Annotated in this window: 19 protein-coding genes; 7 read left to right on the forward strand and 12 right to left on the reverse strand. The window is 43.1% G+C overall.

Annotated elements, in window-relative coordinates; translation table 11 throughout:
- Positions 1 to 85: 85 nt before the first annotated feature.
- Positions 86 to 814: a LytR/AlgR family response regulator transcription factor gene (locus tag FGM00_RS14025; protein ID WP_138853511.1), complete on the reverse strand. Its 729-nt coding sequence runs from the start codon at positions 812 to 814 to the stop codon at positions 86 to 88.
- On the reverse strand, positions 814 to 3,018 hold the full coding sequence (locus FGM00_RS14030; RefSeq protein ID WP_138853512.1) for a tetratricopeptide repeat protein: 2,205 nt from the start codon (positions 3,016 to 3,018) through the stop codon (positions 814 to 816). Before FGM00_RS14030 ends, FGM00_RS14025 begins: the two co-directional genes overlap by 1 nt.
- 226 nt (positions 3,019 to 3,244) lie before the next feature.
- Here FGM00_RS14030 and FGM00_RS14035 point away from each other — a divergent pair, with 226 nt between their 5' ends.
- From FGM00_RS14035 to FGM00_RS14045, 3 genes are all read left to right on the forward strand, one after another.
- Positions 3,245 to 3,757 (forward strand): rhodanese-like domain-containing protein, encoded by a 513-nt coding sequence (locus FGM00_RS14035; RefSeq protein WP_138853513.1) that lies wholly within the window; start codon positions 3,245 to 3,247, stop codon positions 3,755 to 3,757.
- Positions 3,758 to 3,765: 8 nt separating this feature from the next.
- Entirely contained in the window at positions 3,766 to 4,614 is an 849-nt protein-coding gene (locus FGM00_RS14040; protein WP_138853514.1) for a DUF4349 domain-containing protein, read from the forward strand.
- Between the two features lie 90 nt (positions 4,615 to 4,704).
- Positions 4,705 to 5,883, forward strand: coding sequence for a vWA domain-containing protein (locus FGM00_RS14045; protein WP_138853515.1), 1,179 nt, complete (start codon positions 4,705 to 4,707; stop codon positions 5,881 to 5,883).
- 252 nt (positions 5,884 to 6,135) lie between these two features.
- On the opposite strand, the gene FGM00_RS14050 is transcribed toward FGM00_RS14045, so the two are convergent.
- A complete protein-coding gene (locus FGM00_RS14050; protein ID WP_138853516.1) occupies positions 6,136 to 7,161 on the reverse strand; it encodes a PorP/SprF family type IX secretion system membrane protein in 1,026 nt (341 codons plus the stop codon).
- A gap of 115 nt (positions 7,162 to 7,276) precedes the next feature.
- Between FGM00_RS14050 and FGM00_RS14055 the strand changes: the two genes are divergently transcribed.
- From FGM00_RS14055 to FGM00_RS14070, 4 genes are all read left to right on the forward strand, one after another.
- Positions 7,277 to 8,179, forward strand: coding sequence for a NifU family protein (locus FGM00_RS14055; RefSeq protein ID WP_138853517.1), 903 nt, complete (start codon positions 7,277 to 7,279; stop codon positions 8,177 to 8,179).
- A gap of 127 nt (positions 8,180 to 8,306) precedes the next feature.
- Positions 8,307 to 8,507: a dodecin family protein gene (locus tag FGM00_RS14060; protein ID WP_138853518.1), complete on the forward strand. Its 201-nt coding sequence runs from the start codon at positions 8,307 to 8,309 to the stop codon at positions 8,505 to 8,507.
- Positions 8,508 to 8,712: 205 nt separating this feature from the next.
- A complete protein-coding gene (locus FGM00_RS14065; protein ID WP_138853519.1) occupies positions 8,713 to 10,761 on the forward strand; it encodes a thioredoxin domain-containing protein in 2,049 nt (682 codons plus the stop codon).
- Between the two features lie 71 nt (positions 10,762 to 10,832).
- Entirely contained in the window at positions 10,833 to 11,654 is an 822-nt protein-coding gene (locus FGM00_RS14070) for a mechanosensitive ion channel family protein (RefSeq protein WP_138853520.1), read from the forward strand.
- A 138-nt stretch (positions 11,655 to 11,792) separates the two neighbouring features.
- On the opposite strand, the gene tsaB is transcribed toward FGM00_RS14070, so the two are convergent.
- The 9 genes from tsaB to FGM00_RS14115 all read right to left on the reverse strand — a co-directional run bounded on the left by tsaB (position 11,793) and on the right by FGM00_RS14115 (position 22,435).
- Positions 11,793 to 12,464 (reverse strand): tRNA (adenosine(37)-N6)-threonylcarbamoyltransferase complex dimerization subunit type 1 TsaB, encoded by a 672-nt coding sequence (gene tsaB / locus FGM00_RS14075; protein WP_138853521.1) that lies wholly within the window; start codon positions 12,462 to 12,464, stop codon positions 11,793 to 11,795.
- Between the two features lie 93 nt (positions 12,465 to 12,557).
- Positions 12,558 to 13,907: a TolC family protein gene (locus FGM00_RS14080; RefSeq protein WP_138853522.1), complete on the reverse strand. Its 1,350-nt coding sequence runs from the start codon at positions 13,905 to 13,907 to the stop codon at positions 12,558 to 12,560.
- A 32-nt stretch (positions 13,908 to 13,939) separates the two neighbouring features.
- Positions 13,940 to 15,100, reverse strand: coding sequence for an efflux RND transporter periplasmic adaptor subunit (locus FGM00_RS14085; RefSeq protein WP_138853523.1), 1,161 nt, complete (start codon positions 15,098 to 15,100; stop codon positions 13,940 to 13,942).
- A 66-nt stretch (positions 15,101 to 15,166) separates the two neighbouring features.
- Positions 15,167 to 16,429, reverse strand: a complete 1,263-nt coding sequence (locus tag FGM00_RS14090; protein WP_138853524.1) for an ABC transporter permease — start codon at positions 16,427 to 16,429, stop codon at positions 15,167 to 15,169.
- A gap of 1 nt (position 16,430) precedes the next feature.
- The gene (locus FGM00_RS14095; RefSeq protein WP_138853525.1) at positions 16,431 to 17,666 is read right to left on the reverse strand and encodes an ABC transporter permease; all 1,236 of its coding nucleotides are present in this window, start codon (positions 17,664 to 17,666) and stop codon (positions 16,431 to 16,433) included.
- The gene (locus tag FGM00_RS14100; protein WP_138853526.1) at positions 17,656 to 18,360 is read right to left on the reverse strand and encodes an ABC transporter ATP-binding protein; all 705 of its coding nucleotides are present in this window, start codon (positions 18,358 to 18,360) and stop codon (positions 17,656 to 17,658) included. The genes FGM00_RS14095 and FGM00_RS14100 overlap by 11 nt, the downstream gene beginning before the upstream one ends.
- Positions 18,361 to 18,457: 97 nt before the next feature.
- Positions 18,458 to 19,573: an efflux RND transporter periplasmic adaptor subunit gene (locus FGM00_RS14105; protein ID WP_138853527.1), complete on the reverse strand. Its 1,116-nt coding sequence runs from the start codon at positions 19,571 to 19,573 to the stop codon at positions 18,458 to 18,460.
- Positions 19,574 to 19,636: 63 nt separating this feature from the next.
- A complete protein-coding gene (locus tag FGM00_RS14110) occupies positions 19,637 to 20,896 on the reverse strand; it encodes an ABC transporter permease (RefSeq protein ID WP_138853528.1) in 1,260 nt (419 codons plus the stop codon).
- 294 nt (positions 20,897 to 21,190) lie between these two features.
- Entirely contained in the window at positions 21,191 to 22,435 is a 1,245-nt protein-coding gene (locus FGM00_RS14115) for an ABC transporter permease (RefSeq protein ID WP_138853529.1), read from the reverse strand.
- Positions 22,436 to 22,529 lie beyond the last annotated feature (94 nt).

Below are 22,529 nucleotides of genomic sequence, written 5' to 3' on the forward strand. Positions count from 1 at the left end.
GGTTTGTGGTTTGTGGTTTGTGGTTTGTGGTTTGTGGATAAAAGCATCTTTTTTGGAAGGCACAAATCGAGTTGCCATGATAATTTTAAAAATAAGCCAGTAGCTCTTTCTTTTTGGAAGCGGAGACCAACAGCTCTTTTCCGTTCGAAACGACCACGCTCCCTCCTTTGCCCTTCCTGTATTTGATTACCTCGTTCACATTTACCAAATACGATTTATGTATGCGTGCAAATGGAAATTCCGAAAGCGCTTCCTCAAAATATTTTAAGGTTTTACTGACCAAGATCTTCTTGTTTTCCAGATAAATTTCGGTATAATTATCATCGGCCTTGCAGTAAAGGATGTCCTTTACATTCAATACCTGAAAACCATCTTGCTGCGGCAAGGTAATTTTCCCTTCAACGGACTTCAACCGCGGCTGAAGTACTTTATCCTCTAAAGCACTCTCTTTTCTGCGGATATCCGAAACATATGCTACGGCTTTCACCAATTCATCGATATTGATCGGTTTCATCAGGTAATAGGCCGCGTGATTGTTCAAAGCATCTTTCGCATAATGATCGTAGGCCGTAACAAAAACCGTTTCAAAGGTCCTGTCCGGAACCTGATCTAATAAATCAAAGGCATTTCCGAAGGGCATCTCCACATCCAAAAAAACCAGGTCGAGGGTATGTTGGTCGATGAGTTTTAATCCTTCCTGAATCGACGGCGCTTCTCCTACTAGGTTTACATCCGAACAATACTTGGCGAGATAGTTTCGAAGTATTTCCCGACTGTTCGATTCGTCTTCAACGATAATAGCGTTTAATTTCATCAGTCTTTCTTTAAAGTAAGCTTTACACGGGTACCCGATCCATCGGTTTCCAGATTGGAAATACGAACGGCCACCTTATCCTTATACATATCGTTTAAAATTGCGATACGCTTCTTTATATTACCCATGCCCTTCGACTTGCGTTTCTTTTGGTTCATGGTCTTGAGCTCAGCGGATTTCTTTCTGCCGATGCCGTTATCCTTGATGACGATTTCAAGCGTTTCCTTATCTGTTTGCTTTACTTCGATCCGTAGATAGCCCTTTTCTTCTTTATAGCGCAACCCATGCCAAATCGCATTTTCAATATATGGTTGAAGCAACATAGGCGGAATTTGAAAGGATGCAACAGCTACATCTTCCTCAACATGTATCTTGTAGTCGAACTTTTCAGGGAAACGGGAATGCTCGAGCTTTACGTATAATTCCAACAATTCAAGCTCTTGGGCCAAGGGAATAAAATCTTCTTCCGAATTTTCCAATACCGAACGCATGAGGGTCGAAAACTCGCTCAGGTAGCGATTCGCACTTCGTTCATCACTTTTGGCGATGTAATTGTTTACCGAGTTCAAGGCATTGAAAATAAAATGCGGATTCATTTGTGAGCGCAGCGATTTCAATGCCAATAGGTTGTTCGCCAACTTCTGTTGTTGGTTGCTACGGTAAAAAAAGAAAGTGGCCAAGCCCATAAGAATCAGACCGATGATCAACGAATAGATTACATAGCGTTGCATTCTATTGTTTTCTTGGAACAACCTTTGTTCGGTTACGGCGAGATCGTATTTACTCTGGGAGAGTTCCCGTTCCTGTTCCAAACCTTTTATTCGGCTTTGTTTTGTGGATATCTCCCGGTTAAAACGTGCGGCCCTGGAAATCTCCTGCTCCTTGCGTACGTACAACGTATCTACTAGTGCCACGTACTCTTGGTAGGTCGCCAAGGCTTTCGTAAAATCGCCACGGCTTTCATACACCTCCGACAATTTGTAGGTAGCGTCTTTTTGTACGACAAGATCATCATCTACATCGGCCGCCACGATACTACGCTGCAAGTAGGGAATCGCCTCATCGTATTTGTCTTGGGCGATGTAGGCATTCGCAATTTTGTAGTTGATCCGCTGGGTCGTTATCGAGTCTGCCTCAATACCCTTTTCTTTGCGGGCCGTTTTTGGTTTGGGCAATTTTTCAAGTTCGCTCAAACTCCTTTTACGCATCTGTATTTCTTCAGGGTAGCGGCTCTTTTCGTTATAGTAGTCCGCTACCTTTTCCTTCTCTTGTATAGATCGTTGGGGTGCCTGTTGCGAGGCCAATTCCAATGAGTTCTTATAGAATCCTTCCGCTTCAATACCCCGGTTATCCAAAGCGTAGGCATCCGCTATCTTCGAATTGAGATCGGCCATTTTCGGAGCGATTTGGTTCTTTTTGGCAACCTTAAGACCCTCTTCATAGAATGCAACTGCCTCATCGATATCTTTTTGGCCCTTGTAGGCGTCGCCCAAGCCCTCGTACAATGCTACCTTTTGAAAAGGAACCATAGTCTTTATTTTCAACAAGGGCCGAAACTCGGCCTCCGCCGACGTGTAGTCGCCATTCAATACGTAGGTCCTTCCCAGTAAAAGTGCTGTGCGAATGGTTTTTTTCGCCGCCAAGGCATCTTGGTAACTTGTAATCGCCAAATCGTATTGTTTGTGGTATTGATAGACCTCACCCAAGGTGGTCAGCGAACGTGCAAGCTCTGTCTTATTGCCCCTTGTGCCTAACTGCGCGATGGACTGGGTAATAAAGTCAATGCTTTTTTCCAAATCTATTCGTTTATAGAAAATAGCGGAATCAAGATAGGTTTTGTGCAACGAGACATCCCTTCGAGTAGAATCGCTGCTTGAGCTTCTTGAGTTGCCTGAGTATCCCTCTACCAATACCGAAATATCCTCATCACTTTTTATCAGATAGCGTACTGTTTCCAATTCAGGGCTTTCGACAATCAGTTCATCACCTACATTAGCATCGATTTCAAATTCGCCCAAAAAATTGGTTACGGTATACTCCCCCCTATTGGTCGACACGGCCACACCGGAGAGTGGCTCCAGTGTCTCCTTAACTTTCACCGAACCCTTGATTTGCAGGCTTTTGTTCGCATTTTCGGATACTTGTGAAAAGGCCATTGCCGTAGCAAAAAAAAGGACTACCGCTATGTGAATTCTTCGTTTCATTACGCTTTTAAGATAACGTAAACTTAGCGGATTTATGCGGTACTAAAAAATGGCAAAAACCTTAAAAAAGGACTAGAAAAGCTGTTTTTCATAGGCTTACGCAACCGGAAAACCGTTTCACTCGATCAAAAGGTGATTTCACTCATTACCTGTTTTTTTTGAACTACTTCGGAGATACATTTATCCCGAAATGAATTTGTTCAACATCTATAAAACCACAGATAAAATGAAACAAATGACGCTATACCTAACTCTTCTATTTATTGCCGGAAATTCGGTAAATGCCCAAAAGACGAATTCGCCCGAAGTAGATTACAATGGCTTTCTCGATATCACTCAAGAGCTGGTGGAGTATCGGGAATCTAGACTGATCGATATCGAATCCTTTAATAGTTATAGTCAGGAATCCAATACTATTATACTGGATACACGCTCAAAAAAGGCTTTTGATGAAATACACCTCAAGGGTGCAATTCACCTAAATTTTTCAGATTTCACTAAGGTTTCTTTGGAACGGGTTATCAGTGATAAGAATACCAGAATACTTATTTACTGTAACAATAATTTCGATAGTCCGTTGGAAGCGCTAATGAGTAAAAGTCGACCCCTTGCCCTCAACATCCCCACATTCATAAATCTGTACGGTTACGGGTATAAGAACATTTATGAGCTAGACGCTTATTTAGACCAAGAAGATTCGCAGATACAATTCGCAGGAACGGAAGTCATTAACAACTAGGCAACGATATGAAACTATATATCAAGAAAAATATTAAAAAAACTATCGTATGGCTTTTAGGGCTATTCGTGCTAATGTTTGCCTTCCGGTTGATTTACGGTTATCAAACCGTTACCGAAGTTGCCCCGACGGACGTGTTTCTGCAACTCGAATCGGGAATGGAGATGAACGCACGTAAAAACTACGCAAGCATGAAGTATAAGGTCGGAGTCGCGCAATCGCCCATAGGAGTGGACCAGAAATATGAAAAAATAGCCGATATCAGAACATACTCAACCCAATTTGATGCCGAGGAAACGGCTATTAGAAAAGAGGTTGAAAATTATAAAGGGCTTATTCAGTTCGAGAATAAAAGCGGAAACGAAGGCTACAGAAAGTTGGATTTGATCATCGGAGTGCCTCCGCAACATTTTGATTTCATTTATGGGAACCTTATTAAAATTGGCCAGGTTCAAGCCAAGCAAATCACCAAAACCGACAAGACGAACGAATACAAGGAGCTGAACGCTAAAAAGACCTCTTTGGAAAAAATCAGGCAATCGTTGATCGGCTTAAAGGAAAAAGGGGGCAAAATCGAAGAGTTTATGCAGCTTGAAAATCGCATCTTGGAAATCGAGCAGCAACTTCAGGAGCTCGGGGTCAGCTTGGGCAACTTTGACGACGAAAATGAATTTTGCACGGTTAAGGTAGCCCTATCAGAAGGTAAAGAACTTCACATCGGGCTACTTCAACGCATAAAAGTAGCTCTGGAATGGACCATAAAATACTATCTCTTGGCCATGTTGGCGTTTTCATTTATGGCGTTTTTCGCCTATTTGGCACTACTATCCATCGAAAAAATTAAATCCAATAATTAAAATTACGCAATAACAACATTCCATGTCTGTACGAAAAGCCCACAAGTCTTGGAGGCATTAAGGACAAAGGAGTATAATCACATCATAATCATGAAAAATTTAAAAAATCTTATCGGAATGGGCTTGATGACCCTTGCTTTTACAACGACCTACGGCTGTGAAACAAAAATCAAAAAAGAGACCAAAACCTTAATCGCCCATGCCGTAACCGCTGACGACAGCGAGCCAAAGAACAATACGGTCAAAATCGCTTTATTATTGGATACCAGTAACAGTATGGATGGGCTGATCAATCAAGCCAAAGCCCAGCTTTGGGATATCGTAAACAAATTCACCCATGCCAAATGCGGCAATGAAGAGCGACCGGCATTACAGATTGCCCTTTATCAATATGGCAACGATAATCTTTCCTCAAGGGAAGGTTATGTACAACAGGTCTTGGGATTCAGTGATGACTTGGACGAGATTTCGGAAAAACTCTTTTCATTGACCACCAATGGCGGTGAAGAATTCTGTGGGGAGGTCATTCAAACCTCATTGAAACAATTGGATTGGGGCAAGAACGAAGATCATCTCAAAATGATATTCATTGCCGGAAACGAGCCTTTTGACCAAGGCAAACTGAATTATCAGGATGCAGTGACCAATGCCAAGGAAAAAGACGTGGTAGTGAATACCATATTCTGTGGTAACTACGAACAGGGTATCAACACCTACTGGAAGAACGGAGCGCGTCTTACCGGTGGGGAATACATAGCGATAGACCATAACCGGGAAATCGTTCATATAGATACGCCGTACGACGAAATTATCATCAAGCTCAATTCAAAATTGAACAAAACCTATATCTCCTACGGTGCTTTGGGAGCCTCGAAAATGGAATCACAGCGAATACAGGATTCCAATGCCATGGAAATGGAGGAAGCCGTGGCGGTAAAGCGGGCCGTGAGCAAAAGCTCTACACTCTACAAAAATTCGAAATGGGATTTGGTAGATGCCGTCGAAGATGAGATGGTCGAGGTTTCGGATATCCCCAAAGAAGATCTCCCCTCTGAATTAAGAGGAAAATCCAACACCGAAATAGAAAACTATATCGATACAAAAAAGGCGGAACGCAAAAGAATTCAAAAAGAGATCCAAGAAGCCAATAAAAAGCGTGAGGCCTATATCGCCAAGAACCAAAAAGAAGGTAGCACTGGGGAATTGGAAAATGCCATGCTCAACGCTATAAAAAAACAAGCGGAGAAAAAGAACTACACTTGGGATTAAGAAAACGATTGTTTCAGGTTTCAGGTTTCAGGTTTCAGGTTTCAGGTTTCAGGTTTCAGGTTTCAGGTTTCAGGTTTCAGGTTTCAGGTTTCAGGTTTCAGGTTTCAGGTTTCAGGGAAATTAGAAATAACAGTTTAGGAAGGCAATTCGGCAACTCGGAGAAACGAATTCAGGTTAGAAAAGGGCCTTTACAAAAATTTTTAGGTTGGTTGGTGTTGTAAGTGGGTCTACTTTGGGAAGGGTAGGCCCATTTTACTGTGCAGCAGGGCAATAGCAGTCGTATTTGCGTTCCGACTGGCCAAAATCATACCCCAGTGTAATTTGGTGAAAACCGCCATTATCTATAATGGCCGAACCCGACTGATAAGAATAGTTGTAGGACACCAAAAAGTTCTTTATGTTCGCGCCGATAATAGGCGTAAAAAGCTGTAGTTTTTGCTCTCCGAAATTATCGCCATCGATAAATTGGGCGCCGTCAAAACTTCTTCGATACGAGATACCGCCCCAAATTCTTCCGAACGATACATCGCGATACGCCTTCATATTGATATCTATGGTTTTCTCCTTGGTCCACTCGGTCAGTTGAAATAACAACGAGGGTTCGTATTGCCACACATTTCGCCCGAAAATATAACCAGCGGAAACCAAGTACCTTCTTAGATTGTCGATAGCCGGTACATTATCAGGGTTGTTTCGGTTCACGCGATACAAGTTGCGTTCAGAACCCGTTAGGAGATTCGTAATTGCGAAATGGGAATAGAACTCCATTTTGTTATACGACATACCAAAATCAACATTGTAGTAACCTGCATTGATAGTACCATTACCAACAGCGCCATCGGGAACGCCCCCAGGAGAAACAAATTCGCTCTCGTCCAGTCTGCTCTGTAAATAGGTTGGACTCAGCCCAAAAGAGAGCTGGTTCAAATACCTATCATCGCCTCCTAATTTAAGGTGGTGGGCATAGGTTACTTTCACACCCGATTGGGAATGATAGCCATTCGCATCATTAAAAACCTGAATACCAAAACCGCTATTGCTGTCACCCGCTCTCATGTGAAAATTGGCGGTCTGCAAGTTCGGTGCATCCTGCACATCAAACCATTGCTTTCTTGCCGTAACCCTAATTTTGGCCCCTTCGCCGATTCCGGCCATCGACGGATAAACCAAATAATAGTTATCGGCCAAATAGTCGAAATATACAGGAATACCCTCTTGGGAAAAGGAGAGGTGGCTAAAGGTAAAAATTGATAAGACGATTAAAAGGCGCTGTATCATAAGGTTGATTGGGAATGAAAAGTAGACTAAATAATACTTATAACGGTTGAAATGCAACATTATTATATACCGCTTACCATAGAAAATCGTTGTATTTTTGCATCAAATAGGCATTATGAAAGAGTTTTCCATTACAGTTATCGAAACCAACAATCCGGCGATTTTGAAATTTGAGGCGAATCATTTTCTTGTGCAGCATCAAAACTTCGAATTCAAAAATATAGACGAAGCCAAGAATTCCCCTTTGGCGCAGCAATTGTTCTATCTGCCCTTTGTGAAAACCGTATATATCTCCAGCAATTTTATCGCCATCGAGCGCTATGATATTGTCGATTGGAAGGATGTAAAAGACGAAGTGGCCCAACAGCTGGTAGAATATCTTAACACCGACGCCCCAATCGTAATCCAGGAAGATGCGACTGCAAAGGTAGCGGTAAGCGTATATGCCGAGGTGACACCCAATCCCGCGGTAATGAAATTCGTTGCGAGTCGGAAAATCGTACCCGCCACGCTAGAATACAAGAATATTGATGAAGCCAAAGACTCCGAATTGGCCAAGGAACTCTTCCATTTCCCCTTTGTAAAAGAGGTTTTTATGGACGAGAATTACGTATCGGTCACCAAATTCGATGTGGCCGAATGGGACGACATCACGCTCCCGTTGCGTGAACATATCCGCGATTTTATAGCTGCGGGAAAAGAAGTCGCTTCGACACGCAGTATCGTTCAAAAATCCAAAGAAGCCCCAGCCCAAAAATTGCAGGACGAACATCTTGACGATACGTCAAAACAAATTATAGACATCCTAGAGGAATATGTAAAACCGGCCGTTGCCAGTGATGGTGGTAACATTCTATTTCAATCCTATACCGAAGATACCAAGACTGTAAACGTAATTTTACAAGGCGCCTGTAGCGGATGCCCTTCTTCAACATTCACGCTCAAAAACGGCATCGAAACAATGCTCAAGAACATGATGGGCGACAAAGTCAATGAAGTGGTAGCACTCAATGGGTAAATCTCAAATGTTGGAAATAGCGACCGAATGTTAACGCTTTTCAGATGAAAGCTTGCGCAATCGCGATAAGTCCTTTCGATTATGCCCTCAAATCAGTATATTGGGATATAATCAAAAATCTATAATTATGGCAGTTTTAAAAGTTATCGAAATTTTAGCGAATTCTGACAAAAGTTGGGAAGACGCTACTAAAAAAGCAGTATCGCATGCATCAAAGTCGGTCAAAAATATCCGTTCCGTATATATCAAAGAACAGAGTGCCGGTGTTAAAGATGGCGAAGTAACCGAATTCAGGGTGAACGTTAAAATTACCTTCGAAGTTAAATAAGCTCGAAAAACTATATTTTGACAGCGCTACGAAATCGTGGCGCTTTTTTTTTAAACTCCATTCGTCCGCTTCATTAAATATTCTTCCCAGATTCAATAGAAATTTGCCTGGATTCACCTATATTTTTACTTAGGCTACAGCATTGTGTCTGTTGTCCCCTATTCTTTTCGGTATAGCCCCTAAAATCCCTAAACACAATAAAACAATGTCCCATACATTCACGAACGACCTCATTCATGAAACCAGCCCTTATCTTTTACAACATGCCCACAATCCCGTTAATTGGGAAGCTTGGCAGCCAGAAGTACTGCAACGTGCAAAAAAGGAAAACAAGCTACTATTGATCAGCATCGGTTATGCGGCCTGCCACTGGTGCCACGTGATGGAACATGAATGTTTTGAGGACGAAGCCGTCGCCCAGGTCATGAACACCCATTTCATTAATATTAAAATCGATCGGGAAGAACGCCCGGATATTGACCATATTTATATGGATGCGCTTCAACTCATGACCGGAAGTGGAGGCTGGCCCCTGAATATTGTCGCACTCCCCGATGGCAGACCCTTTTGGGGTGCAACCTATGTGCAAAAAGACAATTGGACAAAGGTTTTGGAACAACTCTCTAAGACCTATCAGGAAGAGCCTATTAAGGTTAGGGAATATGCCGAGAATTTGGCCAACGGCATCAAACAGGTCAATTTGATTCCCGCTAAGCCGGACAATACAATCTTGACCACCAAGCAACTCGAAAAAGTCATTGCAGATTGGTCGAAATACTTCGATACCTTTTTAGGAGGTTATAAACGCGCACCCAAGTTTATGATGCCCGTAAACCTGAATTTTCTCTTGCACTATAGTACCGCTACAAATGATGAAAGCGTCCTGGAGTACGTAAACACTACTCTTACCCGGATGGCTTGGGGCGGAATTTTCGATCATGTCGCAGGTGGTTTTTCTCGTTATTCGGTCGACACCAAATGGCATGTACCCCATTTCGAAAAAATGTTATATGATAATGGGCAGCTCGTAAGCCTGTATTCCCAAGCCTATGCCGCTACTGGAAATGAACTGTACAAAGAGACCGCCGAGCGCACAATCGATTTCGTTCAAAATGAATTGATGAACGAGAACAATGGTTTCTATTCTTCCCTCGATGCCGATAGTCTGACACCTGAAGGAAAATTGGAAGAAGGTGCCTATTATGTATGGAAGGAAGAAGCATTGAAAAAACTTTTAGGGACTGATTTTCCTGTATTCAAAGACTATTTCAACATTAACGCGTATGGGCATTGGGAACATGGCAATTACGTTTTAATTAGGGATGCATCCCTAAATGCTCTCGCCATGAAACATGACCTAAAGCCAGAAGAATTGCAAAAAATCATCAATCGTAATCTTGCGCTTCTGGCCACCGAGCGAGAGAAACGGGAACGCCCGAGACTGGACGACAAAATACTGACCTCTTGGAATGGGTTGATGCTCAAAGGCCTTACCGATGCCTATCGCTATTTTAGAGATAAGAAGTACGTAGAGCTTGCCATAAAAAATGCTTTATTTATCGAAAAGAATATGCTTCGGGAAGATGGCTTCTTGTTCCATAATCACAAGAATGGAAAAAGCTCAATCAACGGGTATCTTGAGGATTACGCCGCTGTAATAGATGCCTACATTGGTTTATATGAGGTCTGTGCCGATGCAAAATGGCTTCACCTCGCCAAGAAGTTGACCGATTATTGTCTTGAAAACTTTTTGGATAAAGCGAGTGGGCTCTTCTTTTTCACTTCAAAGAGAGACGATTTCATCATCCGAAGAACTTTAGAAACTACTGATAATGTAGTGCCCGCGTCGAACTCGATAATGGCAAAGAACCTGTTTAAACTATCCCGATTCTACTTTGAAAAAGGCTATGAAGAGCAAGCAAGGGAAATGCTAAGGCACATGCAAGAAAACCTGACCGAAAATGGGCAAAACCATGCCAACTGGTTGCAGTTGAATTTGTTACTGACCCAAGAGTTTTATGAAGTGGCCGTTGTTGGGGACGCATATGCCGGAAAACTTTCGGACTTACAGAAAACTTACTTGCCCAACGTGATTATGGCCGGTGCCGGCGAGGATAGCAAAATACCCCTTTTATCCAATCGGTTCATAAACGACCGAACGCTGCTTTATGTCTGCCAACATGGTTCGTGCAAGTTGCCAGTTTCCGAAACATCCGAGGCTTTGGACTCCGTATCGATATCGACTGGGCATTAACAAATCTTTGCATGTCTAATCTTGTGAAATAATCCTATTTTGGGTAGCTTGCGCCCCATTAAAAAATAGTTATGGATAAATTGACCAATTACGAAGTACATGTAGAAAATGCCATTAAATGGTTTTGGGACGCGCTCCCTAGTCTGCTTATGGCCTTGGCCATTCTATTTATCGGTATCTATGTGGTTCGCTTTATCAACCGAATGGTGAAAAAGTTCTTTGCCAAGAAAGACTACGACCCTGCCCTTGAAACGTTTTTGCAAAGTTTTATCAGCATTGCGCTCAAGCTTATACTCTTCGTTCTGGTAATTACACAATTGGGTGTACAATCCTCATCTTTGGTGGCCATTGTCGGTGCGGCAGGTCTTGCCATTGGCTTGGCCTTACAAGGTTCCCTATCCAATTTTGCGGGAGGCGTGCTTATCTTGGTTTTTAAACCTTTTAAGGTAGGAGATTTTATTTCTGCCCAAGGTTTGGATGGCACCGTAAGGGAAATTACCATATTTTACACGAAACTGACCACCTTCGGCAATCAGGTCGCCATCATCCCGAACGGGAAACTATCCAACGACAATGTGGTCAATTACAACATGATGCCCACTCGAAGGGACAATATAAAAGTAGGTATCGGATATGGCTCGAACATCAAGGCCGCAAAAGATATTCTGTTACAAATCTGCGCGGATAATGAAAACATCCTAAAAGAACCCGTTCCTGAAGTGTATGTTGATGGTCTAGGCGACAGCTCGGTAAACCTTACGCTCCGATTCTGGGCGGATGTTACCGTCTTCTGGCCCGCACATTTCTATGTCATCGAGGAGACAAAAAGTCGTTTTGATGCCGCAGGAATCGAGATTCCGTTTCCACAGCGTGATGTTCATATGAAGAGCTAGACACCATCAAACGTAAGATTTGAGATGTAAGTGGTGAGGTAATAACCAAGAAAAATACTTCTATTTGACCACTCTGGTCTTAGAGTTCTTGTGCTGTGTTCCAATTAATTCAGGCGCGCATCAAACTTTAAATCGCTATTACTTCTTTTTCTTCATCACTACGAAATCTTTGAGATAGTAAGGTTCGAAGTAGGCAACATTTTCGAATTGTTTTTTACTGAATTTCTGATGGGAGAGGGTCGCCATTTGCCTAGCGGAAGGTACTACATTCGTATCGAAGGTAGTGTTGTGCGATAAAAACTCCTTACATTTTTCAGAGCCGCTTCCCAAAAGCAGCACTTTACCATTTCTAGAAAATTCCTGAAACGAATGTGCATCGATAATCTCGGCTTTTGTTGGCCGTACTTCTTTCAATTCGCCGTCGAATACACAGGAATATACTTCCATGCGGCGGGCATCCAATAGCGGGATTATAAAATCCACCTCGGCTTCCCTTGCTTGAAATGCCATGCTTTGTAAGGTGGGAACGGAAATGAGCGGAATATCCAATGAAAAACAGAGCCCTTTGGCTGCCGAAACCCCGATTCGAAGCCCGGTATAGGAACCTGGACCCTTACTCACGGCAATCGCATCGAGATTCGCCAAAGATACGGAAGCCTGTTCCAGCACTTCTTGAATAAAGACATGTAATTGTTCGGAGTGGGAGTAATTGGGCGTATCGTGCTCCTTAATTGCCAATAACCCACCATCTTTGGCCACACTTACCGAACAATTCGTAGTCGCCGTTTCCAAGTTTAGAATCAATCCCATATCGGCGGCAAAGATATTCCTATTATCAATAAACTAAAAAGACCCGGGCGTTTTTCCATTGCGCGCGGGTCCTCTAATAATTTCACAGCTATTTTAGTCGAGCTGCAACGGCAAACCAAAATAGAATTCCAATACTTTTAATCGAAAGATATAGTTATACTTCGTGCGAATCACATCTGCTTCGGCATTATCTACCTGCGACTGCGCCTGACTAAAATCAAAAGCATTCAATAACCCTACGTCGTACCTTTCTTTTGAATAATTATACGCCAACCGTCTTGCTTCCAGTGTTTTCATCGCTGCTTCATATGCTTTGGAAAAACTCTTAACATCAACGTAAGCCTGGTTTATATCGGTCTCCAAAGCCAATTTATCCTGTTCGAACTGTAATTTGGCACGCTCTACCGCGAGCTGAGATCGTTTGATATTGTTTTTCACCGAAAAACCATTGAAAACTGGAATGTTCATCTGCAGCCCGTATGATATCCCATCGTTCAACCAAAGTTGGTCCTGAAAGCTCTCCCGAAAGAGCATCCCGGTAACATTGTCAAAACGTTCTTGATCGGAATAGCGCGTGTTGTAATTGAAAAAAGCACCTAAAGTCGGGTATCTGGCTCCTTTGGAAATAGCGAGATCTTTCACCGCCAAATCGATATTGGATTGCGAAAATTTGATATCGTTTCGAAACGTCAAGGCCTCCGCGAAAATTTCCTCTGCCGACTTGTTCACGATATCGGAAGGTGGAATCTCAAAGTCTTCATCCACTACATCAAAATTGGCGTAATCGGTTATTTGTAACAATTGCGCTAGGTTTATGCGCGAAATCAACACAAGGTTTTCGGTATTTACAATCTGCTGTTCAATGCCCGCGGCAGTAGCCTCTACTTGCAACAAATCACCTTTGGGCAAAACTCCTGCATCTACCAATTCCTTTGTTCTTTTTAGGTCCTGTTCGGTTACCGCATATTGCGCTTCAAAGACTTTTAAACTTTCCTTGTTGGATACGATCTGCAAATAGGCAAGCGCTACTTGAAGTCTGATATCGTCCTTCAAGTCATCTAGGCGATACTGACTGGCGATAGTATTAATTTTCGCTCGGTTCAACCGATGAATATTTCTAAGCCCGTCGAACAGTGTCACCGCTGATGTCAGTCCGCCCGATCCGGTGATAATCGTCGTAGTTACCGGTTCCTGAGTGGTCGGGTCAAAAGATAGCCCCGTGTTTCCTGAGGTGCTGATAGAGCCGTTCAAATTGGGTAAAAAAGCACCTATGGCATCCGATTTATCGATTTGCGTACTAAGCAAGTCTATTTCGAACTGTTCAATGGTTAGGTTATTTTCTACCGCATAGGCGACACATTCTTCGAGCGTCCACTTTTTTTGTTGTGCCGATAGCATTCCCAAGGAAAATACCGCCAACAGAGCCGTTAGTTTAAAATTCATTGTATTGATTTTATGATTTTGATTGATGTCTATTATTCGTCTTCGTCGGCCGCTTCCCCGCCTTCTTCACCTTCTTCCTCACCCTTTTTGATCGGTTCGGTCTTGTTCCATTGTTTTATGTTGTCCTCCTCCGTTAATCCGGAAACAATTTCAATGTTGACCCCGTCGGAAATACCCACTTCAATATCCCTACGTTCGAACTTTTGCTCGCTCTCAGCCCCGACAGCGACCTCAACATAGGGTTTGTTCGTCTTTTTATCGAATTGCAATAAGGCTTCGGAAATAACAAGAATATCATCTTTCTTTTCCAAGACTATGGATGCATTGGCACTGTAACCCGCACGGATAAATACATCGTCCTTGGTCTCAACATCACCCTCGATCCTAAATTGAACGGCCCCGGTTTCCTCCAACCCTTTTGGAGCGATAAATTTTAGTTTGGCATCCAATTCTTGCCCTTCAATCGCCCCCAGGCTAATTTTTAAAGGGATACCCACCTTTAGTTTACCTACTTCTCCCTCGTCTACCTTGCCTTCAAAAATCATTTTGGTGAGGTCGGCAATCGATGCGATGGTGGTACCATCGTTGAAGTTGTTGCTTTGTATGACCTGATCTCCCTCTTCTACCGGAATCTCTAGAATGGTCCCCGCCACCGTTGCACGTATATTCGTATTTGCCGAAGCCGAACCGCCCGCAGAACCCTTTCGAATAATTTGATAGTCCGCTTGGGCGTTGGACAATTCCTGCTTTGCCTGATCTATTTGCAATTGTAGGTTATTGAAATCTTGGCTCGATATGACCCCTTTGTCGAACAAGGACTTGTTTCTATTGTATTCGATGGTGATATTGTTCAGGGCGATTTCGGCATTTCGTACTCGCCCACGCGCCGAGTTCAAGGCTTGTTCATTAGGAACGATTTTAATCTTAGCGATCAAATCCCCTGCTTTGACCTCAGCACCCTCCTCCAAGTATATTTTTTCGATGATACCGGAAATTTGGGGCTTGATCTCAACCTCGTCCTCCGGAATAACCTTACCCGTTGCTACTGTTTTCTTTTCGATACTTGAAATAAACGGTTTTTGCGTTTCATAGGTAATCACCGATTTACTGTTCGATTTTATGAAAAATACCGCCGCCCAGAGTGCGGCTATTACCAATACTGCTATTAAAACATATTTAACATACTTGTTCATTTGTAAGTGTATTTGTTATTTGGTGGTTTAGATTTTTGTTTCGAATTAGCTCAATACTATTGTTAATTACTCTTCTCTTAATGCATCGATTGGTTTAATACTTACCGCTCGTTGTGCCGGTATCATTCCGATAAGGATTCCCAATACGACCATCAACAATAAGGACCCGATGACATACGGTATCGGCACGGTCGGATTGGTGTATGGGAAATCACCCCCTGCCGTAAACGAATCGATTGCTTTTAGCGTGGCTGCGCCAAATATTATTCCGATGACCCCTGCCAAGAGGGTAAGAACAAGCGCTTCAATAATAATTTGGTTTCTGACCTCGGCCGGTGTCGCCCCAAGTGCCCGGCGTACCCCTAACTCCTTGGTACGCTCTTTTACCGAGATCAATAGGATGTTTCCGATACCGATAACCCCAGCCAATATGGTCGCTATACCTACGATAAGCGACAAGAAGGTAAGCCCACTAGAGAACCCGAATATTTTCTTGAATACCTCGCCCAAATTAAATGCCCCGATGGCCTTTTCGTCTGTAGGGTCTACCTTATGGATACGTCTCAAAGTCGCTTTGATATCCTGCTCGGCTTGAATTACGTCGGCATCATCATAAGCTGCAATCGTAAACCATGCGACATCGTCCCCGGTATTGTACAATTTTCTATAGGTGCTAAAGGGGATAAAAATATCGCTATCATTATCAAAAGGGCTGCCGGAAGTGAACTTATGCACGCCGACAACCTGAAAATTCACGCCTTCTATGGCCACATACCCGCCAATGGGGTCCTCATCCTCTTCAAATAGTTCTTTCTGGGTGCGCTCACCAATAACACATACCTTGCGCTCCTGTTCGATATCCGCGTCGTTTATAAATCTTCCCCCGTCATAAATCTTTTTTGTGGCTATCTCCGTAAATTCCGGGAAATCGCCGAAAACGGAATAATTACCGGAACGCAGGCCACGGGTGATGACACCGGGGTCGCTTCCGAAGATGCCCCTTACATTTCTGGGAGCGATGGCCATAATCTCCGGAACTTGTTGGCGGAGCACATCTACATCCTGAAGTTTTAATTGAATGCGACGCCCCGTTTTATAACCGGCGTAGGGCTTACTGGTGCTTTGTGAAAAAACGAACATACTGTTTCGGGCAATGGTTTCGAACTCCCGCTCAAACCCGTTATCAAGCCCTTTGGAAGCTCCTGAAAGTCCGATATAGATATAGATACCGATAAATACCCCGAGCATCGTTAAAAACGTACGAAGTTTGTTCTTTCGAATAGATTGAAAGATTTCGACCCAAGTATCCCTATCAAATAGTTGTCTCATGCTAGTCGTCCCTTAGTGCTACTATCGGTTTTATTCGCGATGCTTTTCGCGCCGGCACGTACGCAGCCAACGTGCCACATATAATCAATAAAATCGTTACGAATATGGCCATACCTGAATCGATTCCAGGGTTGGTGATAAAGTAATCATCTTCAAGCACCTTACCCTGAATAGAATTCAGGGTTACAATACCCAATACCATGCCTACAAAACCGAACAGTGCGGTAATGAAAATAGATTCCAACAAAATAGAACTGATGATGGTCTTTGGTGTGGCCCCCATCGCCTTTCGGATGCCAATTTCCTTCGTACGCTCTTTAACGACAAACACCATAATATTACTGATACCAATTACACCTGAGATGATGACCACAAAGGCGATAGCCGCGATAATAATTTGAAGCACACCCGCGAACTGTTGGTTTCGTTTCAGGTTTTCTGCAACATTTTCGATAAAAATACCTCTTGGATCTTTCGGACTGATTATTTTCTTCTTACGGATATATTGTTCAAGATTTTTTTCAAACCTAAGTGCGCCGTCATAGCCGATAGCTTCGTTGAAAGCCAATGTAATCTGTCCTATCTTATCATTGTTTCCTTCAAGTAGTTGCCGCGTAGTGAACGGAATAAAAATATTACGCTCTTCGTTATCACCCCCATCGTCTTGAAAGACCCCTATGACTTTGAAAGCACTGCCAGCTACATCAATATATTCCCCGAGCGCATCCTGTCCCCCGAAGATATCTTTCTCGACCATTCTGCCGATAACGGCATACTTGGCTTTCTCACGTATATCCCTAGTACTGATATACCTGCCTTTCATCATAATCGTCTTTTCGGCAAACTGCATACCCGGACCTACGCCCATCGTAGTATAGTTGTCAGATTTATCTTTGTAGGTAACCAATCCGCCACGTCTGATACTGGGGGTTATGTAATCGACTAACGGACCAAATTCCTCAATGATATCGTCAAGATCCCCATTGTCGAATTCAATCCGTCGTTTGGCTTTATAGCCCCCAAAAGGAATGGTTGTCTCTGAGGGGTAAATTCTAAATATATTGGTGGCATCGTCGCCAAAGAACTTCATAAAGGTATTGTTGAGGCCGTTGCCCATACCAAAAAGAGTGACGAAAATAAAAATACCCAGCGCTACGGTAAAGCCCGTCAGAAAAGTACGGAGCTTATTTTTCTGAATCGCTTCGAATATTTCTTTCCAAACGTCTCTACTGAACATATTGCTGTGCTCTAACCTGTTCCACTTTCTTATCCTCTATGATAATCCCATCTTTAAGATGCACGATGCGTTTGCACATATGTGCGATATCTTCTTCATGGGTCACGACCAAAATCGTGTTTCCTTTGTCGTTGATTTTTTGAATCAGGTCCATCACTTCATACGAAGTTTTACTATCCAAAGCGCCCGTTGGTTCATCCGCCAAGAGCACTTTAGGCTCCGCAGCCATGGCCCTAGCTATAGCGACACGTTGCTTCTGCCCTCCGGAAAGTTCGCTGGGCAAATGGTCTGCCCATTCCCTCAATCCTACTTGCTCCAAATACTTCAAGGCTTTTTCCTGACGTTCCTTTCGGCCTACCCTTTGATAATAGAGGGGTAAGGCCACATTTTCCATGGCATTTTTGTAATTGATTAAATTAAAGGATTGGAAAACAAAGCCCAAAAACTTATTGCGGTAGTTGGCCGCCTTGGTCTCGTTCAGGTTTTTAATGGGAACACCATCCAAGGTATAAGCACCCTCGTCCAATTCATCCAACATTCCCAAAATATTCAACAAGGTCGACTTTCCCGAACCGGAAGATCCCATTATTGCGACTAACTCACCTGCTTCTACCGAAAAATTGATGCCTTTTAATACGTGCAGGGAATTGCTCCCCATCTTATAAGACTTATGAAGATCTTTAATTTGAATCATGTTGGTTTGCTTAGTTTTGGGAGCATACTATTGCAACATCCCGGGTATATGACCTACAAGGTGCCGAAATGTTACAATACTAACTCTAAATTTTATGTTAATTGTTGGCGAACTCTTCTGGTTCCAGAGCGTTCCAGACCTTGATTTTGTCGTTTGCATCAAGACCTGATTTTATTTCTACGAAGATACCATCACTAATGCCCAACTCAATATCCTGACGTTCAAATTGTTGGTTTCCTTTTTCGATTTCAACAAAAGGTTTTTTGGTCTTATCGTCGAACTGTATCAGAGCCTCCTTTACCGAAAGAACGCTATCGGCCCTTCCCAAAATTATCGAAGCATTCGCACTTAGTCCCGCTCGAATAAAAATAGAGTCCTGTTTTTTCATGGTTCCCTTTATTTCAAATTGGATAGCACCGTTCTCTTCCTTCCCCTTGGGAGCGATATAGTCCAATACGGCATCGAAAACCGTGTTTTCAATAGCACCAACGGTTATTTCCAAAGGAAGATCTTCATTTATCTTACCCACTTCCGATTCATCTACCTTTCCCTCGAAAATCATCTTTTCGATATCCGCGATAGCCGCTATGGTAGTACCTTCGTTAAAATTATTGCTCTCGATGACTTGATTGCCCACTTCTACGGGAACTTCTAAGACCATACCGCTTACCGTAGCTCGGATCTGGGTGTTCGCAGCATTACCGAATCCCCTAGTCGTACCTGTTTTCACAATATCGTACCGCTTATTTGCCGCAGCGTAAGCTTGTTTAGATTGATCATAAGCTACTTGTGCCCGCTCCAAATCTACTTTTGAGATTACACCTTTGGCAAATAGGCCTTTTTGACGTTCCAGATTGCGCAGTTGATCGTCCAATCCGATTTTAGCCTCATCGATGGCATTCCTAGCATCGTTAAGGGCGTTCAGATTGGGTACCACCTTTATCCGACAAAGAAGGTCTCCCGACTTCACGTAGTCGCCACCCTCGACGAATACTTCTTCGATGACACCCGAAATATTCGGCTTGATTAGCACTTCTTCCAAGGGTAGTATGCTGCCAGTGGCGACCGTTTTTTTGATAATAGTGCGTTTGGAAGCTTGCTCGGTTTCATAAACTACCGGGTCCTCGGCATTTTTAGAATAGAGATAGTACATTGATCCTCCGAAGGCGACAACGATAAGGAGCAAAATAATCCGGGTTACTGATTTTTTCATTTTTGTTTTGTTTTATGATTTGTTGCACCTGCCGTTGGCAGGTTGGTGATGAATATAATTGTGTTATTCCGTTCTTAAAGCATCTATAGGTCGGACCTTTATCGCACTATTAGCGGGTATAAACCCGGCCAAAAGACCCGATACCATCAATATCAACAGCGCACCCAAAACGACCCCTAAACTCACACTTGGGTTCAGAAACATATCGACTGGGCCATTGGCATCCAACAGCGCATTTACCGCATAAATGAAGAAAGCCCCGAATATTATCCCTGTCATTCCCGACATGATGGTCAAGAAAATGGATTCCATTAAAATCTGTAGCTTTATCGACCAAGGATTCTCGCCCAACGCACGTCTAATACCAATCTCCTTCGTACGCTCTTTTACCACGATGAGCATGATATTGCTCACGCCGATTATTCCGGATAGCAGTACCAAAATACCAACGAAATAGGCAATAAACTGGAGTGCCCCAAAGAGACTTTCCACCCTGTTGTACTGCTCGTATAAATCAAAGTAGCCTACAGCGCGTTTGTCTTCCGGATGTATTTTTCGGCTTGTTTTGACGACGTCTACGATGGCTTCCTTTAAGCTTGTAATGGAGCTGCCATCCTGGGCGGTTATGGCCATCCAACCCACATCATTTCCCCTATTAAAGGCTTGCGAGAATGCCGTAAAAGGCACAAAAATCTGTTTCTGTCCTTCCTCGCCATCGCCATCATTACTTTTCTTTTTGTAAATTCCGACCACCATGAAATTTACACCCTGAATCTTGATGTAGGTTCCCAAAACCTGCTCGTCTTTATCGTAGAGTCCGTTTCTTACCCCATCGCCAATAATGGCCACCTTGCGCTTTTCATTGATATCGTTGTAATTGATAAAGCGACCTGCGGTAATGCTCATTGGGTCTTGATTGATGATTTCAGGATAATCGCCATATACATTGTAGGCCCCTGCGTTGATGCCTCTGATCACATTGTTGCCCCCTCTAAAACCACTAAGTCTGTTTCTGGGTGATATGTATCGCAAATTAGGGACGTTGTCCCAAATGGATTGTACGTCCTCTACCTTAAAATTAAACTCCCTACCCTTTGGGAGTCCCTTGTAAGGCTTTGAGGTTGCCTGAGACCACATGAACATGGTATTGGTAGCGATATCGCCAAAGTCCTGTTTGATTCCGTTTTCAAGACCTTTTCCCGCAGAAAGCAGGATGATCAAGATGGCAATGCCCCAGAAAACCCCGAACGCCGTCAATACCGTACGGAACCAATTGCTGGTCAGTACTTCCAAAATCTCTTTCCAACGATCTTTGTTGAACATGGGTTCGCGGTTTATGATTTAAAATACAAACGCAAATTTCAAATACAAATACAAAACTTTATTAGCTGAAATCCTCTTTTCGGTTACGAGAGTATTCCTTAACTTTTTTTGAATTTAAATATGCGTTTGTATTCTCTTTTGGACTTGATACCTGAACTTGACCTTCTTTGCGCTTTGCGGTCCCTGGACTATGCTCAGGGAAATTGTCAAGGGTTAAGGTTCAAGGTTCAAAGAAAAACTACTTAAAATTCTTAATTCCTAATTCTTAATTCTTAATTCTTAATTCAAAATATATTATTCGTCCCGTATGGCATCGATGGTGTGTATATTAGCGGCCCGCCAGGCAGGAAAAAATCCCGCAACCGCACCTGCAAAAATCAATACGAAAACAGTGGTAATGGCCACATTAAAATTGACTGACGGGTTCATGATATAATCGACCTCGATGTGGGGCCCAACGATTTCAAGCAATCCCATACTAAATATGAGTCCCCCAAAACCGGAAATGGCGGTCACGAAAATGGCCTCATGTAAAATCATACCTATAATCGACCATGGTTTTGCACCCAATGCTTTGCGAATTCCGATTTCCCTAGTGCGTTCTTTGACAACGATCAGCATAATATTGCTTACACCCACTACCCCGGCCACTATGGTACAGATGCCCACAAACCAGAAAAAGAGTTTAATGTTCCCTGTCAACCCATAGTATCGTTTTGCCTCTTCCATAGCACTCCAAACCTCAACACCGCCCCCGTCGTTCGGGGCAATGGTGTGTGCTTGTTTCAGATAGTCCTGAAGTTCATCCTTAAACTGAACGGCTTGCGCTACGGCCTCATCAAAATTTTCAACTTCCGGCAGTGTAAAGGCCATATTGTTGATGCGATCGCCCCCGTTGAACACTTTTTGGGCCGTGGTAATCGGAATATAGATGCGTTCTTCTTCGCGGTCTTCGGTTTCCGAATAGACCCCCACGATTTTAAACTGCACCCCTGAGATATCGATGAGCTCGCCAATCGGCGTATCGACCTCATTAAAGACGTCATTCTTGATTTTCTTACCAATGACCGCTACCTTGGCAGTATTGACCTCGTCTTGGTAGATTAGAAAACGCCCCTCGTGCATTTTCGCATTCTCTATTTGCTGAAATTGGTAAGACACTCCCTGAACCCCATATATAAGGGCCTCCTTCCCATAATTGACGGTAATATCCCGAACAAAAATCCGTGGCGATTTATGCTCGATAGCATCTTGCAGTAAATTGGATGAAAATTGATAGTTCTCGTTGCGAAGTTGAATTCGGCGACCGGGATTCAAGCCTTTGAACTCTTTTGTGGTAACACCGGGCCATGCCCAAACACTGGTCGATGCATCCTGTTCGAATTCGTGGGCGATACCATTTTGCATACCTTGACCAAAGCCCAATAAGATTACCAGAATAAAAATACCGGAGGCTACGGATAGCCCAGTTAGGAAGGTCCGTAATTTATTTTTACGGATGGTATCGAAGATTTCCTGCCATCTTTCGATGTCGAACATGTGATTGATTTGATGATTGATTGATGATGCCTTGGGGAACTAGCACTTTTATTAGACTGTTCTTGCGGAGGATTGTTACAGTCCGATATCTTAA

Source organism: Aggregatimonas sangjinii (assembly GCF_005943945.1).
GTDB classification, from domain to species: domain Bacteria; phylum Bacteroidota; class Bacteroidia; order Flavobacteriales; family Flavobacteriaceae; genus Pelagihabitans; species Pelagihabitans sangjinii.

Excerpts from the sequence above, each read along its gene's own strand:
- FGM00_RS14025 (WP_138853511.1), bottom strand. The coding sequence starts at position 814 with ATGAAATTAAACGCTATTATCGTTGAAGACGAATCGAACAGTCGGGAA.
- FGM00_RS14030 (WP_138853512.1), bottom strand. The coding sequence starts at position 3,018 with ATGAAACGAAGAATTCACATAGCGGTAGTCCTTTTTTTTGCTACGGCA.
- FGM00_RS14035 (WP_138853513.1), top strand. The coding sequence starts at position 3,245 with ATGAAACAAATGACGCTATACCTAACTCTTCTATTTATTGCCGGAAAT.
- FGM00_RS14040 (WP_138853514.1), top strand. The coding sequence starts at position 3,766 with ATGAAACTATATATCAAGAAAAATATTAAAAAAACTATCGTATGGCTT.
- FGM00_RS14045 (WP_138853515.1), top strand. The coding sequence starts at position 4,705 with ATGAAAAATTTAAAAAATCTTATCGGAATGGGCTTGATGACCCTTGCT.
- FGM00_RS14050 (WP_138853516.1), bottom strand. The coding sequence starts at position 7,161 with ATGATACAGCGCCTTTTAATCGTCTTATCAATTTTTACCTTTAGCCAC.
- FGM00_RS14055 (WP_138853517.1), top strand. The coding sequence starts at position 7,277 with ATGAAAGAGTTTTCCATTACAGTTATCGAAACCAACAATCCGGCGATT.
- FGM00_RS14060 (WP_138853518.1), top strand. The coding sequence starts at position 8,307 with ATGGCAGTTTTAAAAGTTATCGAAATTTTAGCGAATTCTGACAAAAGT.
- FGM00_RS14065 (WP_138853519.1), top strand. The coding sequence starts at position 8,713 with ATGTCCCATACATTCACGAACGACCTCATTCATGAAACCAGCCCTTAT.
- FGM00_RS14070 (WP_138853520.1), top strand. The coding sequence starts at position 10,833 with ATGGATAAATTGACCAATTACGAAGTACATGTAGAAAATGCCATTAAA.
- tsaB (WP_138853521.1), bottom strand. The coding sequence starts at position 12,464 with ATGGGATTGATTCTAAACTTGGAAACGGCGACTACGAATTGTTCGGTA.
- FGM00_RS14080 (WP_138853522.1), bottom strand. The coding sequence starts at position 13,907 with ATGAATTTTAAACTAACGGCTCTGTTGGCGGTATTTTCCTTGGGAATG.
- FGM00_RS14085 (WP_138853523.1), bottom strand. The coding sequence starts at position 15,100 with ATGAACAAGTATGTTAAATATGTTTTAATAGCAGTATTGGTAATAGCC.
- FGM00_RS14090 (WP_138853524.1), bottom strand. The coding sequence starts at position 16,429 with ATGAGACAACTATTTGATAGGGATACTTGGGTCGAAATCTTTCAATCT.
- FGM00_RS14095 (WP_138853525.1), bottom strand. The coding sequence starts at position 17,666 with ATGTTCAGTAGAGACGTTTGGAAAGAAATATTCGAAGCGATTCAGAAA.
- FGM00_RS14100 (WP_138853526.1), bottom strand. The coding sequence starts at position 18,360 with ATGATTCAAATTAAAGATCTTCATAAGTCTTATAAGATGGGGAGCAAT.
- FGM00_RS14105 (WP_138853527.1), bottom strand. The coding sequence starts at position 19,573 with ATGAAAAAATCAGTAACCCGGATTATTTTGCTCCTTATCGTTGTCGCC.
- FGM00_RS14110 (WP_138853528.1), bottom strand. The coding sequence starts at position 20,896 with ATGTTCAACAAAGATCGTTGGAAAGAGATTTTGGAAGTACTGACCAGC.
- FGM00_RS14115 (WP_138853529.1), bottom strand. The coding sequence starts at position 22,435 with ATGTTCGACATCGAAAGATGGCAGGAAATCTTCGATACCATCCGTAAA.